Genomic DNA, 15,439 nt, shown 5'->3' with positions numbered 1-15,439 from the left:
CTTTATCATCATCGGTACCATATTGTCTGGGCGCCGAAATATCGGTTCAAAGTGCTGCACGGTGAGGTTCGTGAGCGAGTGCGCGTTATCATCAAACAGGTTTGCGCGGAGATGGGCGTGACTATCGTCAGCGGTGCTCTATCGCGCGATCACGTGCACATGTTTGTGGAAATTCCGCCGCATCTTGCGGTCAGCGACTTTGTGCGCCGAGCCAAGGGACGCTCGTCACGTAAGATTCAACAGGAATTCGAGCATATCCGGAAGCGCTTCTGGGGGCAGCGTTTCTGGGCGAGGGGATATTTCTCAACAACATCCGGTAACATCACCGACGATGTTATCATGAACTATCTGGAGAGACATACCGCGCCCACCAAATCAGGCTTCAGCCCCGCGCCATGAACCTGCCGGCGTCAGCCGGCCTGTCATTCAGTGTGGCGAACGGTCGCAGTACCATTTGCGCGAGCCCTATCTTGAAAGCGTACAGCGGCAGGAGTAAATAATCATCGCTTCATGACGCCCGCGACGGACTCCGCTGGAGGCCGTGCGCTTGCAGAAAATCAATTTCCGTATCGACGATCGGCTCGACCGAGAGCTTCGTCGTCGTGCATTTGGTGCCGGATTGTCGGTTTCCGATTTCGCTCGCCGGGCGCTCGAGCAGGCGGTCGATGAGCGGAAGCGATATGTCTTTTCGTCGCAGGACGAAATCCTCGCGACCGCTATCCAGATCCTCTCGATCGTGGCAACCTCGGTGGGCGAACGATCTCCCAAAGCGCTGGAGCAGGGAATGGCGCAGGCGCGCGCAATTCTCGCAGAACGAGGGCTGCTCGGCGACGAGACGGCGCGATGAGCATCTTCCGCAACGACACTTTGGGTTCGTGGACCCGCGGCGGACAGGCGATCGTCCACAATGTCCGCATGACGACCCAGGTCTTCTATCAGACCGTGCTCGCCGGGCTGGTGATCTGGATCATGGGCATCGTCTGGTATGCGCTTGAACGGTCGAGCGCCTACGAACGGTTTGTCCTGGTCAAACTGGCTGAGGCCTGGATCAAGGTCGACGCGGCTGGCGGCACCAATGACCCGGTCCGGTTCCACGCGCCCGACGGCAAAATCTATTGGACCTCGGCGGACTGGCTGGTTGCTTCACCGCTAGCAAAAAGAACCATCCAAAGCTTCGAGCTCTACCTGCTCCACGGCGCGCTGATATCGGGGCTGTTCGCCGTTGCGGCGCTCGGCTGGGCCTGGTTCTATTTCACGCGGACGGGGAGGGGCCTTGGTTCCAACGAATATGTCCGCGGCGCGCGGTTCGGTACGGTACGGGAGCTTCGTCGCTCGATGCGCGGCCAGAAGAAGGGCCCGCTGGTCATCGGCAAGGTGCCGGTGCCCGAAGCCTTTGAGCCGGAACATATCCTGATCTGCGGGGCGCCCGGCACCGGCAAGACCAGCCTCATTCTCGATATGCTCGATGGCGTTCGCAAGGCGGGACGTCGCGCGATCGTCTACGACACCGCTGGCACTTTCGTCGAAAAATTCTTCCGCCAGGGCACCGACTCGTTGCTCAATCCGCTCGATGGGCGAACCGCGCGTTGGTCGCCGTGGGTCGATGTCCCGCGCGAATATCATTACGATCAGATCGCGGAGTCAACGATCCCCGAAAAGCATGGTGATCCCTTCTGGGCCAAGGCGGCGCGCGGGACGTTGGTCGCGGTGCTACGCAAGCTCGCCGCCCAGAAGCACACCTATGTGTCTGTGCTACTCGATCGCCTGCTGAGATCGAAGTTGAAAGATCTTTCCGCGTTTGTTTCGGGCACCGATGCGGCGGCATTCATCAGCGCCGAAGGCGAACGGACCTCTGCCGGCGTCCAGGCCGAGCTTGCATCGGTCATGCGCAGCTTCGGCTATCTCGACGATACCGAGGATGGGTTTTCGATCCGCGACTGGGTTGAGAAGGGGGCTAATGGGAGCTGGCTCTTCATCACGGTCAAAGCCGATCAGCTTCCTTCGCTGCGGCCGCTCATCACTGTCTGGCTCGATATCGCGATCAGCGCGATCATGAGCCTGGCCCCCGATCGCGACCGGCGGCTCTATTGTGTCGTCGACGAGCTTCCCACCCTCCAGAAGCTCCCGTCGCTGTCCGATTTCCTCGCTCGCGCCCGCAAATATGGCGGATGCGGCGTGCTGGGGTTCCAATCCTATCCCCAGCTCGAGGGAACGTACGGCATCCAGGATGCCGCGGCGATCACGGGCTATTGCTCGACCTGGGTGGCGCTGCGCGCCAACGATACCGGCACCGCCAAACATGTCTCGGAAAATCTCGGTCAGGTCGAACAGGTCGAGGCCAACGAGGGCATGAGCTATGGCGTGAACGACATGCGCGACGGCGTGAACCTGTCGCGGATGCAGGTGACCCGCCCGCTGGTGATGCCGACCGAGGTCACCAACCTCCCAAATCTCGCGGGATTCCTGCGTTTCGGCCGCAGTCTTCCCGTGGTGCGGTTCGATGGAAACTTCAGCGATCTGCCGACCCTCACCCCTGCGTTTGTAGAGCGCACGGGGCAGCCTTGGCGGGCCGATCAGGCAGAAGAGCTTGTGCAGCTCGCTCACGCCGAAGCGCGTGTTCGTCAGGCGCTTGAACTCGAGACTGCCCGGAAAGCGCAATCCAGGGATCAGCCGCCATCGAAGTCTCCGCCCGCGTCGCCCCCTCCGGAGGCCGCGCCACCCGAACCTCAGCCGGACCTCTTTGATCCAGCATTTCAGAACATAGATCGCCACAAGGTGGAGGAAATCCTGCGCGGTAACGACGAGACCGAACTCCCCATTCCGCCGCGAGTCGCCTGGACCATCCTCGCCGGCCGTCAGGGACAAATCCGCTCCGATCTCGTCCAGCATGGCCGTGATGACGGCCCGCGCGAACCGGCGCGGCCGGCATGATCCAGTCGCAGCGCCTTCACGGCACACCCGCCAATGTCGCGAGATATTATACGGTCGGCGACTATTATACGAAGAGCGGCGAGGAGCCCTCGCAATGGGACGGGAAACTCTCACCCGAGCTCGGTCTGTCCGGTCCTGTCGATCCGAAGGTGCTCCGCCGCTTGCTTGCTGGCAAGGTCGGCGACCAGCAGCTCGGACGGCATCGCGCCGATGGTACGATCGAGCATCATCCCGGTTGGGATTTCACGGTCAGTGCGCCGAAATCGGTGTCGATCATGGCGCTGGTGGCGGGCGACGAGCGCGTGCTCGCCGCGCATGAGAAAGCGGTGTCTGCCGCCATCGGCTATCTCGAAGAGCAGGTCCAGCTACGCCACCGCGCCGAGGGCAAGATCGTCCGCGAGACGACCGGACGGTTTCTTGTCGCGCGCTTCACCGAGCACGGCAGCCGCGACCTCGATCCGCACCTCCATACCCATCTGGTCGTACTCAACATGACCAACCGGGCGCCCGATGACCGAATGGCGAGCCTTGAGAGCCGGCTCATGTATGAGGAGAAGAGCGCGGCGGGGCAGGTCTACCGGAATTCGCTCGCATTCTCGTTGCGCGAAGACGGATTTGGGATCGAGTTCGATCCGCGCACCGGCCTGTTTGAGATTCGCGGGGTACCGAAGGACCTGATCCAGGATTTCTCGCAGCGCAGCCGCGAGATTGAAGAGCATGCACGCGAACATGGGCTTGTGGGGCAGAAGGACAAACAGGCCTCATTCTATGCGACCCGCAAGGCAAAGGCGAAGGTCGGGCACGGCGATCTCATTGAGCAATGGTGCCAACGATCCGGGGAAAGACTCGCAGATATCCAACATCTTAGAGAGGCTTCTCGCGACGCCGAGGGAAAACATCTCCCGCCCACCGATCGTGAGGCAGCGCGCGCGGCGCTGTTCGGCCTGAAGCAGTTGGAGACGGCCGAGGCGGTCAATAACTTCGGTCATATCCTGCGCACCGGTCTTGCCGCGCATGTCGGTGAGGTGCGGCTCGAGGATATTCGCCCCCGGCTTGAAGCACACGAGGCGGCGGGCAAATTGCTACGCACGCATGAGCCAACGGGAGATCGCGTGCTGCCTCGCGGGCGGTCGTCGCGCGCGACCTGGCGGCTCGAACTCACGCTTACGCAGCATATCGCGCTTGGCCTCGACGATGCCCGGCCGATTGCGTCACATGACCGTCTGCTCGCCGTTCTCGAACAGACCAATCTCAATCTACCTCAGCAGCGGGCGCTGGTCGAGATCGCGACCAGCCGCGACCGGATCGCCGGGCTGCATGGCGTTGCCGGGTCCGGCAAATCGACTTTGGTCAAAGTGCTGGGCGAAGCCGCAGAGCCGGGGACCGCATTCATCGCATTGGCCCCGACATCGTCCGCGGCAGCGGGGCTCGGAAAGACCGCAGGATTCGAATCGCATACCGTTGCGAGCTTTGTCGCGCGCGGCGGTCATGGCGTGACCGACCGCCATGTCCTGGTGCTCGACGAAGCGGGGCAGCTCAGTAACCGACAGGCCAGGCGGCTTCTCGAGATCAGTAGGACGACGGGTGCGAGGCTCTTGCTGATCGGTGACGAAAAACAGACCGGAGCGATCGAGCAGGGCAAGCCTTTCTGGCTCATGCGCCGGCTGGGGCTTCCGACCGTCGAACTGACCGAGACTGTCCGCCAGGAAACCCAATCGATCAAGGATGCCGTCGCTTACGCCCGGGCACGCAATTATGCGGATTCGCTGGCCAAGCTCGATCGGGTCGCGACGGCCGCCGACAACGAGGACATGGCGAAACAGGTCGTCGCTGCCTGGACTCGGCTCAAGCCTGCGTCTCGCGCGGGCACTAACGTCCTGGTGCTGGACAACGCGACGCGGCTGATCGTCAACACCAAGATCAGGGAGGCGCTGCGGGACGAGAACGTCCTCGCCGCGGAAGACACCCGGCTTTCAATCCTGTCGCCCGCTGGCCTGACCGATACCGAGAAGCATATGGCGCGCTTCTATTCGGGCGGACAGGTCGTGCGCTTCGATCGGGACATTGCCGGCGCCGGCATTGCCCGCGACATTGAATATCGGGTGATCGGGCTGGGGCGCGAAGCCAACGGCCGTCAGATCGTGCGGCTCGTCGACGAACACGGGCTGATCGTTCGATGGGATCCACAATCCACGGCGGCACGACGCATCAATGTTTTCGATCGCGACGAGCGGGATCTGGCCGAAGGCGACCGCATTCAGTGGCGGCTCGTGAACAGAGAACTCGACCTGCGCAACGCCGAGCGCGGCACGGTCGAGAAGCTTGAAGGCCATATTGCGACGATCCGCTGGGACCGGAAGGCGGAACCGCAGCAAGTCGATCTCGGCGTCCACAAAACATGGGACCACGGTTACGCCGAGACCGTCTATTCCGCGCAGTCGAAGACCTATCCAAGGGTGTTCGTGCTGGCGCCGGTCGAATCGCCGCTGGTCAATGGGCAGAATTACTACACCGCCATCACGCGCGCCCGGTACGGTGCGAGGCTGTGGACCAACGATCCCGAGCGGCTGGTCGACAAGCTTGAGCGTTTCTCGGGCGAGAAGACCTCGACGTTGGAAGGGCTGGGACGGCTGCGCCAGGATCGCGCGCAGGTGTTCGCCGACCGGCACCGCGATCGCCTGGAAACCCTGCGGACCGAGCAGCAGAACGAGCGCGCCGCACTTCGTGAGACCGCGCTCGAACGTGAACTTCGTCGCTACAACCGCGCCGAACGACCTCCGGCCGGCATTGCCGAGCAGCTCGCGGAGCGCGGGCGCAATCTGGCGGGGGCCCTCGACCGCTTTCTCGTGCGCATCCTTGATCGCGCGGAGTGGGGCAACGCCGATCGAGACCGACAGGTCGCGAACCAGCCAATCGAGCATCAGCCACAACCGTCGCAGGGGCACGAACGATGAATACGTTCCTCCGCCGCGCTATCGTGATCGCACCCGCCGCTTTGATTTTTGGAGCGTCACCGGGGCTCGCACGACCCCTCGACCCGATGGCGGAGCAGGCGATTGCCCAATGCATCCGGCAAGCGGCACAGGGCAGGCCCTGGCTTGAGAAGACCCTATGGGGCCTTCGTGACCAGGAGGCTGGCTGGATCGGCGCTGAGGTGCCTAATGCCGATGGCTCACATGACCTTGGTCCGCTTCAGATCAACAGTTGGTGGGTACCGCGAATCGCGGCCCGGATATCGCGACCGGAAGCGAATGTCAGACATTGGCTGAAATTTGACCCGTGCTTCAATGCGGAGGCCGCGCGCTGGATCTTCCTAGTCGGGCTGAGCCCGAGCGGTGATTACTGGAAGGCGGTTGGCCTGTACCATAGCCCCGTCGAATGGCGCCAACAGCGTTACGCGAATTTCGTGGCGAAACGTATCGCTCGCAGATTCGATCAGGAGAAGCTCCCAGTTCGTGGTGGCGCCGTTGACGCGCGCAATGAGGCCGCAACGGCTCGCATTGAGCGATGAAAAAGCGGCGGCCCCTCCGCCCAGTCACGGGCACCTCTGACTTGGAAGGCATGCGTCCGATCACGGTGAGGATACCGGGAGCGGTCAAGCTGACAGGCATGAGCCGGTCGAGACTCTACGAATTGATCAAGGAGGGGAAAATCGAAGCGATCAAGGATCGGGGCACGACATTAATTACCGTCGAGAGCCTCGAGCGATTTATTGATCAGCGTCGGCTTGAAGCGCGAGATCCCGCTGGTATGCGCACTCAGACTTAGCCTTGCTATCCTCCGCCGGGGCCAGTCGCCTCCAAAACGGAATCTAGCTGCTGCCTGCAGCCGACCTCGGAAAAATGCTCGGGAGGCTGACAAATGGCTTGGGCGAATCAATCAATCCAACGTCCGAAACATTGGAGCCGAATCGCTTAACCCGAAGGTGGACAAGTAGGTGCTCGTTCGCCCGGAACGTCGCAATTTTGGGGGGAGGCTCTGCCCACCAGCGTACCGCCGATCGAACGAAATATGTCCAGCTGCATCCATGCTTATCCGAGCGCTTCTATTACACGAAATTACACGATTTCGTATAATCGAGCTTCGAAATTCGCGCTAAGTGATTGAAATTGCTGGTGACCCCTACGGGACTCGAACCCGTGTTTTCGCCGTGAGAGGGCGACGTCCTAGACCGCTAGACGAAGGGGCCATCTTGCAGGTGGAGGCGGGCGCTTAGGGCCCGCCGCCGTCTACGTCAAGCGGCAGCTTTGCGTCGCTCCGCCATTTCTTCGTTGAGCATCTCCGCGAGCAGGAATGCCAGCTCGAGGCTCTGGCTCGCGTTGAGCCGCGGATCGCAATGCGTGTGATAGCGATCGGCCAACGTTTGCTCGGTCACGTCGATCGCGCCGCCGGTGCATTCGGTGACATTCTGCCCGGTCATCTCGGCGTGGATGCCGCCGGCGTGCGTTCCCTCGGCGCGGTGCACCGCGAAGAAGCCGCGCACTTCGGCGAGGATGCGCTCGAACGGGCGCGTCTTATAGCCGTTGGCCGCCTTCACGACATTGCCGTGCATCGGATCGCAGCTCCACACTACCGGATGCCCCTCGCGCGTCACCGCGCGGAGCAGACGCGGGAAGGCGGCCTCGATCTTGTCGTGGCCGTAGCGCGTGATCAGCGTGATCCGCCCCGCGGCGCGCGCCGGATTGAGCGTGTCGAGCAGCCGCAGCAACTCGTCCGGGTCGAGGCTCGGGCCGCATTTCACCCCGATCGGATTGCCCACGCCGCGCAGGAACTCGACATGCGCCGATCCCTCGAACCGCGTGCGATCACCGATCCACAGCATATGCGCGCTGGTGTCATACCAGTCGCCGGTCAGCGAATCCTGCCGGGTCAGCGCCTGCTCATAGGGGAGCAGCAGCGCCTCGTGGCTGGTGTAGAATTGCGTCTGCGACAATTGCGGCACGGTTTCGGGATCGATCCCGCACGCCGCCATGAAATCGAGCGCCTCGCCGATGCGATCCGCGGTCTCGGCATATTTCGCCGCCCAGGGCGAACGGGCCATGAAATCATGCGTCCAGCGATGCACCTGATGCAGATTGGCATAGCCGCCGCCCGAGAAGGCGCGCAGCAGGTTGAGCGTCGCCGCCGACTGGTTGTAGCCCTGCACCATCCGCGCCGGATCGGGGATGCGCGATGCGGGGGTGAAGGCGATGTCGTTGACATTGTCGCCGCGATAACTGGGCAATTCGACGCCATCGATCGTCTCGGTCGGTGCCGAGCGCGGCTTGGCGAACTGGCCCGCCATCCGACCGACCTTCACCACCGGCAGCTTGGAGGCAAAGGTGAGCACCACCGCCATCTGCAGCAGCACGCGGAAGGTGTCGCGGATGTTGTTGGGATGGAATTCGGCAAAGCTCTCCGCGCAATCGCCGCCTTGGAGCAGAAAACCCTTGCCCTCCGACACGCGCGCGAGATCGGCGGTGAGGTTGCGCGCCTCGCCCGCAAACACCAGCGGCGGATAGCTGCCGAGCTGATCGGTCGTCGCCTTCAGCGCGGCGGCGTCGGGATAATCAGGGAGCTGGCGCGCCTCATGCGTGGTCCAGCTTTCGGGGGCCCAATTGGCGGCCATGACATCAATTCCATCGATACAAAGAGCAATGAAGCTGCGCGCGATAGCGCCGCAACGCAACGAAGGGAAGCTTTGGCTGTGTGAAGAAGGATGCGGGCGGGCCGTGGAGGGGTGGTTCGGACGCGCTTCTGATCGCAACTTCAAGGGAATAGAGTGAATGTCGGGCTTAAAGCCCCTCCCGTTCGCGCTGAGCTTGTCGAGGGGCTGCACTTCCCCGGAAGAAAGGACAGGGCTTCGACAAGCTCAGCCCGAACGGGGAGAGGTGGTCCCGTTCTGGTCCAGTGCGCTACATGATCCCGGTGTAGCTGCCGCCGTCGATCAACAGGCTTTGCCCGGTGATATAGCCCGCCTGCGCCGAGCAAAGGAACGCGCAGGCCGCGCCGAATTCGGCGGGATCGCCGAAGCGACGCGCGGGGATGCGCTCGCGGTTGCGGCGTTCGGCTTCGTCGGGGGTGATGCCGGCGGCGTCGGCGGCGAAGCGGTTCACCCCTTCCAGTCGGCGGGTCGCGAACAGCCCGGGGAGGAGGAAGTTGATCGTCACCCCCGAGGCGGCGACCTGCCGCGCCACCCCGGCGAGGAAGCCGGTGAGCCCGACCCGCGCGCCGCTCGACAGATCGAGCCCCGCGGTCGGCGATTTCACCGAGGATGAGGTGATGCACACGATCCGCCCGAAGCCGCGCGCGGTCATGCCGTCGATCACGCGCTGCACCATCTCGATCGGGGTGACCATATTGGCGTTGAGCCCGGCGTGGATCGCGGCGGCGTCGAGCTGGCGGAAATCGCGCAGCGGCGGGCCGCCGTTATTGTTGATCAGGATGTCGCAGGTCGGGGCGGCGGCGACCAGCGCCTCTTGCACCGCGCTGTCGGCGACATCGCCGGCGACCGTCTTGACCGACACGCCGGTTTCGGCGCGGATCGCCGCGGCGGTTTCCTCCAGCGCGGCAGAGTCACGCCCGTTGACCACCACCGCCACCCCGGCGCGGGCAAGCTCGGTCGCGCAGGCGCGGCCGAGACCGTGGCTGGAGGCGCAGACGATCGCGGTGCGGCCGTTCAATCCGAGGTCCATGCGCTGATCTCCTTATCCGTGAGAGACCAGCGCAATGGACCGGATCAAGCCGGTTGTGAAGGCAACCAATTGCCGTGGAACCCCGGCGGGATGCGGTGCGGCACGCGGACGCTCGCGACCGGCGTGCCGGCGAAGTCGCGCACGTCGATGATCACCAGATCGGTCGTCTCATGCGGCAGATCGATTACCAGCCCGATCAGCCAGCCCTCGTCCTCTGCCGCATCGGGATGCGCGGGGACAAAGACGAACTCGCCGGGATAACGGCCGGTGCCGAAATCGTGCATTTCTTTCGCGCCGGTTTCGAGATCATGTTTGTAGAGCCGTGTCGCGCCGATGAAAGCATCGTCGTCACTCTCGGGCAGCGCCATCGCATAGGCATAGCGATAGGGTTGGCCGAAGCGGCGCTCGTCGGGGCGGGGGAATTCCTGCGGCGCGGCGTCGATCGTCTGCCGCGTCACTTTCTTCGCCAGCGGGTCGACCGTCCAGCGTTCGAGCCCGAGGTTGCGGCCGTTCGGCCCCTCCGGCCCGCCGGCGAACATGGTTTCATAGGCGCAGACGTCCATCACCACGCGGCCGTCGGCATCGTCATAGGCATTGGCGACGTGGAAGACATAAGCGGGGTCGACGTCGCACCAGATCACGTCTTCCGCCGCGCCGTCGCGCGGCAGCAGCCCGACGCGGGCGTGATGCTCCGGGTTCCAGCGATAGGGGAAGCGGTGTCCGCCGATCAGCGCCTTCATCGAGAAGGTGACCGGCAGATCGAGGATCACCACATAGCGCGCGGTGATCGCGCAATCGTGGATCGACGGGCCGTGCTTCACCGCGATCGGCAGTTCGCGCGTCACTTTGCCCTCGGCCGAGAGGACGACGTGGCGGATCGTTTCCGGGTCGGTCGCGTCATAGGTGATCGCATGATTCTCGCCGGTCAGCGGATCGAGATGCGGATGCGCGGTGAAAGAGCCCTGCAGCGTGCCGTCGAACGGGTTGAAGGTCTGCTCGTCGAGCGTCTCGTTGAGCTCGACCGGATAGCTGCCCGCCTCGACCAGCGCCCAGGTGCGCCCCGCGATCTCGACGACATTGGTGTTGACCGTATCGAAGTCGCCGCGGCGCGGGCCGGGGGCAGGGGGCTCGCCGAGCGCCGCGCCCACCGCGCGCGACCGGATCCAGCGATTGCGATACCACAAGGCGCGGCCGTCCTTGATCGCGATGCCGTGGACCATCCCGTCGCCGACGAACCAATGATAGCCTGCGGGATCGGGTGCCACCGGATTGGGGCCGATGCGCAGATAGCGCCCGTCGAGCGCGGCCGGGATCGCGCCGGTGACGGGCAGGTCGACCAGCGTCATCTCGCCGCCGAGCGGTTTGTGAATGCCGTTGAGAAAGGGATGATCGGTTTCGGGCATGCGCTTGCGGTTGAAATCGGCGACCGCGCCGATGCCCTTGGTGACGACCGAGCGGATCGCGGTTTCGATAGTTCCGGCCACGGCGATTCTCCTCATGTGAGTGGCGTAAACATAACATTGATGTGAGCGTTGTCAACATCGCTCTTGCCGGGGGCGGTGGATGCGCGCTATCGACCGGTGATGACGGCTGCGGCGAAACCCTATCACCACGGCGATCTGCGCGCGGCGCTGGTCGCGGAAGGATTGCTGCTGATCGAGGAGCAGGATGCCGACGATCTGTCGCTGCGCGAACTGGCGCGGCGGGTCGGGGTCAGCGCGACCGCGGTCTATCGCCATTTCCCCGATAAAGCGGCGCTGATGGCGGCACTGGCGGGCGAGGCGCTGACGCGGCTCGCGGCGGCGCAGCGCGCGGCGTCGGAGCGCGCCGGCGGCGGCTCGGCGGGGTTCAGCGCGACGGGGGCGGCCTATGTCCGCTTCGCGCGCGACAATCCGGGGCTGTTCCGGCTGGTCTTCGCGCATCCGGTGACCCCGGGGCACGCCGAAAAGTCGAACGACGAGGCGATGACGATGCTCAAGGCCGGCGCCGCGGCGCTGGCGCCGCCGGGGACAGACGCGCGCGTCTTCGCGTTGCGCTCATGGGCGCTCGCGCACGGGCTGGCGATGCTGATGCTCGACGGTCAGGTCCAGGTAGACGATGCGACGATCGATCGGGTGATCGACGTAACGATGAGCGGCTAGGCCGACCGCCCCTGATCCTCGCGCACGGCGTTGACGATCGCGCGGCCGTAGGCGGTCTTGCTCAGTGCCTCGCCACGCGCCAATGCCTGCTCGGCAGTAATGAAGCCCTGCTGATAGGCGATTTCCTCCAGGCAGGCGATCTGGATACCCTGGCGATGCTGGATCGTGCGGACGAATTCGCTGGCTTCGAGCAGGCTGTCGTGCGTTCCGGTGTCGAGCCAGGCATAGCCGCGCCCCATCTGTTCGACGTAAAGGTCGCCTGATTCCATATAGAGCCGGTTGAGATCGGTGATCTCCAGCTCGCCGCGCGCCGAGGGTTTGAGGTCGCGCGCCAGATCGAGCACGCGATTGTCGTAGAAATAAAGCCCGGTCACCGCGCAGTTCGACCGCGGCTGCGCCGGCTTTTCCTCAAGGCTGATCGCGCGGCCGTCGCGATCGAGCTCGACCACGCCGTAGCGCTCGGGATCCTCGACGCGATAGCTGAACACCGTCGCGCCCTCGGTGCGCGCCACCGCGCTCGCCAGGAGGTTGGTGAGCCGCGCACCGAAGAAGATATTGTCGCCCAGCACCAAAGCGACGTTGTCGCCGCCGACGAAATCGCGCCCGATCGTGAACGCCTGCGCCAGCCCCTCGGGGCGCGGCTGCTCGGCATAGGAAATGGCAAGCCCCCAGTCGCTGCCGGTGCCGAACATGCGGCGGTAATTATCGATGAATTCGGGGCTGGAGATGATCAGGATATCGCGGATGCCGGCCATCATCAGCACCGACAGCGGATAATAGATCATCGGCTTGTCATAGACTGGCAGCAGCTGCTTGTTGATCGCCAGCGTCGCCGGATGGAGCCGCGTGCCGGACCCGCCGGCGAGGATGATGCCCTTCATTTCTTGGCGGCTCCGATCAGTTCGTCGAGGATGTCGTCGAGCGCGTCCTGCCACGCGCGCGGGGTGATGCCGTAAGCGGCTTGGATCGCGGTGTGATCGAGCCGCGAATTGGCCGGGCGACGCGCCGGCGTGGGATAGTCGGCGGTGGCGATCGCCTCGACATGGGGGGAGGGGCCGCCGCGTTGCGCCGCGCGCGCGAATATCTCCCGCGCGAAGCCGCACCACGTCGTCTCGCCGGCGTTGCTGAAGTGGAAGGTGCCGGTGGGGGCTTGCGCGTCGTCGGCCATGCGCAGCGCGATCGTCGCCACCGCGGCGGCGAGATCGGCGGCGGCGGTCGGCGCGCCATGCTGGTCGTCGACGACGCGCAACGTGTCGCGCTCGGCGCCGACGCGCAGCATCGTCTTGATGAAATTGTTGCCGTGCGCCGAGACGACCCACGAGGTACGAACGATCGCATAACGCCGGCAGCTGGTGGCGACCGCGAGATCGCCGCCGAGCTTCGACGCGCCATAGACGCCGAGCGGCCCGGTCGCGTCGCCGGGCGCCCAGCGACCCTGTTTGGCGCCGTCGAATACATAATCGGTCGAAACATGGACCAGCGGGATATCCGCCGCGCGGCATGCCTTGGCGAAGGCGGCCGGGGCGAGCGCGTTGACCGCCCAAGCGGTGACGCTGTCCTCCTCGGCCTTGTCGACCGCGGTATAGGCGCCGCCCGAGATCACCGCCGCCCAGGGGCGCGAAGCGACCGTCGCCTCGATCGCGGTGGTATCGCGCAGATCAAGCTCGTCGATATCGACCGCGACGATCGCCCAGCCCGCGGGCCACGGATAGCGTTTCAGCTCGGTGCCGAGCTGCCCGTTGCCGCCGGTGACGAGGATCTCACGCATCAGGCGGCCAGCCCGCGCCGCTTGTCCGCCTGCCGCTCGTCGACGATCGCGCGCCACCACGGTTCGTTGGCGAGATACCAGCGCACCGTCTTCTCGATCCCGCTCTCGAACGTCTCGGCCGGCTCCCAGCCGAGCTCGTCGCGGATGCGCGTCGCGTCGATCGCGTAGCGCGCGTCATGGCCTGGCCGGTCGGCGACGAAGCCGATCTGCTCCTTGTACGATTTGCCGTCGGCGCGCGGGCGCTCGCGATCGAGGATCGCGCAGACCGTCTCGACCACTTCGAGGTTCTTCTTCTCGTTGTTGCCGCCGACATTATAGGTCCGCCCCGGCGCGCCGCGCTCGAACACCGCCTGCAGCGCGCGGACGTGATCCTCGACGTAGAGCCAGTCGCGCACGTTCGCGCCCTTGCCGTAGACCGGCAGCGTCTCTCCCGCGAGCGCCTTGACGATCATCAGCGGGATCAATTTCTCGGGGAAATGATATGGCCCGTAATTGTTCGAGCAATTGGTGATCAGCACCGGCAGGCCGAAGGTATGCCCCCAGGCGCTGACGAGATGGTCGCTCCCCGCCTTGGACGCCGAATAAGGCGAACGCGGATCGTAAGGGGTGTCCTCGGTGAACAGCCCCTCGTCGCCGAGCGAGCCATAGACTTCGTCGGTCGAAATATGGTGGAAGCGGAAGGCGTCCTTCGCCGCGCCCTCCAGCGACTGCCAATAGCCGCGCGCCTCGGCGAGCATCGTATAGGTGCCGACGAGGTTGGTCTGGATGAAGGCGTCGGGCGCGTCGATCGAACGGTCGACATGGCTCTCGGCCGCCAGATGCGTGATCACCTCGGGGCGGAATTCCTCGATCGCCTGCCGCACCGCGGCGGCGTCGCATACATCGCCCTGGACGAAGCGATAGCGGTTGCTCTGCGCCACTTCCTCGACGGTCGAGAGCGTGCCGGCATAAGTGAGCTTGTCGAAGTTGAGCACCTCGTGGCTGGTGTTGGCGATCAGGTGGCGAACCAGCGCCGAGCCGATGAACCCGGCGCCGCCGGTGACGAAAATGCGCATATCAGGCCTCAAGCAAGCGGCGCCAAGGGGCGGCCGTCATAGGGAAAGGGGCTGTCGAATTCGGCCAAGGTCGGAAGCTTGGCATCCTTCGCCGACAATTCGGGCGAAGCACCCGCGGGGAGCGGCCAGTCGATCCCGACGCTGTCCCAGCGGATGCCGCCGTCGCAATCGGGGGCGTAATAATCGGAGACCTTATAGGTCACCTCGCAATTGTCCTCGAGCGTCAGGAAGGCGTGCGCGAAGCCGATCGGCACGAACAATTGCCGCCCGTTCTCCGCCGACAATTCCGCCGCGACCCAATTGCCATAGGTCGGCGACCCGCGCCGCACGTCGACCGCGACGTCGAGGATGCGGCCGCGGATGCAGCGCACCAATTTGTCCTGCCCGTGCGGCGGGGTCTGGAAATGCAGCCCGCGCAAGGTGAGCGCGGGGACCGACAGCGAATGATTGTCCTGCACGAAGCGGCAGGTGATGCCGCGCTCGGCGAAACGGCGCTCGGTATAATATTCGGTGAACCAGCCGCGCGCATCGCCGTGACGCACCGGATCGATCAGTTGGACGGGATTATCGCTCATCGGCAATCGCCATAGCGGGGCATAGCTTTACGGACAATCAAGGTAACCCTCATCATCAATAGCCGGCGTCCAGATTTGCGACATTTTCCATTGGCTTGCTTTCTAGGAACGCCGTCAGGTTGCGCAGGAACAAGGCGGCTGCGCGGCGAAACATCATGCCCCGGCCGCTGCGCCCCGAAAGATGCATCGTGATCATGCAATCGGGCGCCGACCACAATGGATGATCGGCAGGCAGAGGCTCCGGATTGGTCGGATCGAGGAACGCGCCGCCGATCTTCCTGCCGTGGAGCGCGGC

15 protein-coding genes and 1 tRNA gene are annotated in these 15,439 nt (G+C 64.4%); 7 read left to right on the top strand and 9 right to left on the bottom strand.

Going from position 1 to position 15,439, the window contains the following annotated elements; all coding sequences use genetic code 11:
* From tnpA to BGN95_RS26430, 6 genes are all read left to right on the top strand, one after another.
* The coding region (tnpA, locus tag BGN95_RS26455) for an IS200/IS605 family transposase (RefSeq protein ID WP_286774551.1) at positions 1–399 on the top strand (399 nt) is incomplete at its 5' end.
* A gap of 142 nt (positions 400–541) precedes the next feature.
* A complete protein-coding gene (locus BGN95_RS26450) occupies positions 542–847 on the top strand; it encodes a CopG family transcriptional regulator (protein ID WP_401530015.1) in 306 nt (101 codons plus the stop codon).
* On the top strand, positions 844–2,931 hold the full coding sequence (locus BGN95_RS26445) for a type IV secretion system DNA-binding domain-containing protein (RefSeq protein ID WP_286774549.1): 2,088 nt from the start codon (positions 844–846) through the stop codon (positions 2,929–2,931). The genes BGN95_RS26450 and BGN95_RS26445 overlap by 4 nt, the downstream gene beginning before the upstream one ends.
* Positions 2,928–5,885 (top strand): MobF family relaxase, encoded by a 2,958-nt coding sequence (mobF, locus tag BGN95_RS26440; protein WP_286774548.1) that lies wholly within the window; start codon positions 2,928–2,930, stop codon positions 5,883–5,885. The genes BGN95_RS26445 and mobF overlap by 4 nt, the downstream gene beginning before the upstream one ends.
* Complete coding sequence (locus BGN95_RS26435; RefSeq protein WP_401530017.1) at positions 5,882–6,442, top strand: lytic transglycosylase domain-containing protein; 561 nt, start codon at positions 5,882–5,884, stop codon at positions 6,440–6,442. The genes mobF and BGN95_RS26435 overlap by 4 nt, the downstream gene beginning before the upstream one ends.
* Positions 6,439–6,699: a helix-turn-helix domain-containing protein gene (locus BGN95_RS26430; protein WP_353744754.1), complete on the top strand. Its 261-nt coding sequence runs from the start codon at positions 6,439–6,441 to the stop codon at positions 6,697–6,699. The genes BGN95_RS26435 and BGN95_RS26430 overlap by 4 nt, the downstream gene beginning before the upstream one ends.
* Before the next feature lie 345 nt (positions 6,700–7,044).
* On the opposite strand, the gene BGN95_RS26425 is transcribed toward BGN95_RS26430, so the two are convergent.
* The 4 genes from BGN95_RS26425 to BGN95_RS26410 form a co-directional block, all read right to left on the bottom strand.
* Positions 7,045–7,120: transfer RNA gene (locus BGN95_RS26425), tRNA-Glu, on the bottom strand.
* A gap of 45 nt (positions 7,121–7,165) precedes the next feature.
* On the bottom strand, positions 7,166–8,539 hold the full coding sequence (locus BGN95_RS26420; protein ID WP_286774546.1) for a class II 3-deoxy-7-phosphoheptulonate synthase: 1,374 nt from the start codon (positions 8,537–8,539) through the stop codon (positions 7,166–7,168).
* 286 nt (positions 8,540–8,825) lie between these two features.
* Positions 8,826–9,605 carry an SDR family oxidoreductase gene (locus tag BGN95_RS26415; protein WP_286774545.1) on the bottom strand — a complete coding sequence of 260 codons (780 nt, stop codon included), beginning with the start codon at positions 9,603–9,605 and terminating at the stop codon, positions 8,826–8,828.
* A gap of 44 nt (positions 9,606–9,649) precedes the next feature.
* Positions 9,650–11,089, bottom strand: a complete 1,440-nt coding sequence (locus tag BGN95_RS26410) for an 8'-apo-carotenoid 13,14-cleaving dioxygenase (RefSeq protein ID WP_286774544.1) — start codon at positions 11,087–11,089, stop codon at positions 9,650–9,652.
* Positions 11,090–11,137: 48 nt separating this feature from the next.
* Between BGN95_RS26410 and BGN95_RS26405 the strand changes: the two genes are divergently transcribed.
* Positions 11,138–11,746: a TetR/AcrR family transcriptional regulator gene (locus BGN95_RS26405; RefSeq protein ID WP_265312922.1), complete on the top strand. Its 609-nt coding sequence runs from the start codon at positions 11,138–11,140 to the stop codon at positions 11,744–11,746.
* Here the strand turns inward: BGN95_RS26405 and rfbA are convergent.
* The 5 genes from rfbA to BGN95_RS26380 all read right to left on the bottom strand — a co-directional run.
* The gene (gene rfbA / locus BGN95_RS26400; protein WP_265269730.1) at positions 11,743–12,627 is read right to left on the bottom strand and encodes a glucose-1-phosphate thymidylyltransferase RfbA; all 885 of its coding nucleotides are present in this window, start codon (positions 12,625–12,627) and stop codon (positions 11,743–11,745) included. The two genes, BGN95_RS26405 and rfbA, sit on opposite strands and share 4 nt — an antisense overlap.
* Positions 12,624–13,514 carry a dTDP-4-dehydrorhamnose reductase gene (gene rfbD, locus BGN95_RS26395; RefSeq protein ID WP_286774543.1) on the bottom strand — a complete coding sequence of 297 codons (891 nt, stop codon included), beginning with the start codon at positions 13,512–13,514 and terminating at the stop codon, positions 12,624–12,626. The genes rfbA and rfbD overlap by 4 nt, the downstream gene beginning before the upstream one ends.
* Positions 13,514–14,569: a dTDP-glucose 4,6-dehydratase gene (gene rfbB, locus BGN95_RS26390; protein WP_265269736.1), complete on the bottom strand. Its 1,056-nt coding sequence runs from the start codon at positions 14,567–14,569 to the stop codon at positions 13,514–13,516. Before rfbB ends, rfbD begins: the two co-directional genes overlap by 1 nt.
* Before the next feature lie 8 nt (positions 14,570–14,577).
* Positions 14,578–15,144 carry a dTDP-4-dehydrorhamnose 3,5-epimerase gene (rfbC, locus tag BGN95_RS26385; RefSeq protein WP_265269738.1) on the bottom strand — a complete coding sequence of 189 codons (567 nt, stop codon included), beginning with the start codon at positions 15,142–15,144 and terminating at the stop codon, positions 14,578–14,580.
* Positions 15,145–15,199: 55 nt separating this feature from the next.
* On the bottom strand, positions 15,200–15,439 hold a 240-nt coding region (locus BGN95_RS26380), incomplete at its 5' end, for an NAD(P)-dependent oxidoreductase (RefSeq protein WP_286774542.1).

Origin of the sequence: Sphingomonas sp. 66-10 (assembly GCF_001897045.1) — a bacterium.
Lineage (GTDB): Bacteria > Pseudomonadota > Alphaproteobacteria > Sphingomonadales > Sphingomonadaceae > Sphingomonas > Sphingomonas lycopersici.
The sequence above is the reverse complement of the archived record's forward strand: the minus strand, read 5'-3'. Positions and strand labels throughout refer to the sequence as shown.

What these genes read in the sequence shown, in the direction of transcription:
- BGN95_RS26445 (WP_286774549.1), top strand. Translation starts at nt 844, where the DNA reads ATGAGCATCTTCCGCAACGACACTTTGGGTTCGTGGACCCGCGGCGGA.
- mobF (WP_286774548.1), top strand. Translation starts at nt 2,928, where the DNA reads ATGATCCAGTCGCAGCGCCTTCACGGCACACCCGCCAATGTCGCGAGA.
- BGN95_RS26435 (WP_401530017.1), top strand. Translation starts at nt 5,882, where the DNA reads ATGAATACGTTCCTCCGCCGCGCTATCGTGATCGCACCCGCCGCTTTG.
- BGN95_RS26430 (WP_353744754.1), top strand. Translation starts at nt 6,439, where the DNA reads ATGAAAAAGCGGCGGCCCCTCCGCCCAGTCACGGGCACCTCTGACTTG.
- BGN95_RS26420 (WP_286774546.1), bottom strand. Translation starts at nt 8,539, where the DNA reads ATGGCCGCCAATTGGGCCCCCGAAAGCTGGACCACGCATGAGGCGCGC.
- BGN95_RS26415 (WP_286774545.1), bottom strand. Translation starts at nt 9,605, where the DNA reads ATGGACCTCGGATTGAACGGCCGCACCGCGATCGTCTGCGCCTCCAGC.
- rfbA (WP_265269730.1), bottom strand. Translation starts at nt 12,627, where the DNA reads ATGAAGGGCATCATCCTCGCCGGCGGGTCCGGCACGCGGCTCCATCCG.
- rfbD (WP_286774543.1), bottom strand. Translation starts at nt 13,514, where the DNA reads ATGCGTGAGATCCTCGTCACCGGCGGCAACGGGCAGCTCGGCACCGAG.
- rfbB (WP_265269736.1), bottom strand. Translation starts at nt 14,569, where the DNA reads ATGCGCATTTTCGTCACCGGCGGCGCCGGGTTCATCGGCTCGGCGCTG.
- rfbC (WP_265269738.1), bottom strand. Translation starts at nt 15,144, where the DNA reads ATGAGCGATAATCCCGTCCAACTGATCGATCCGGTGCGTCACGGCGAT.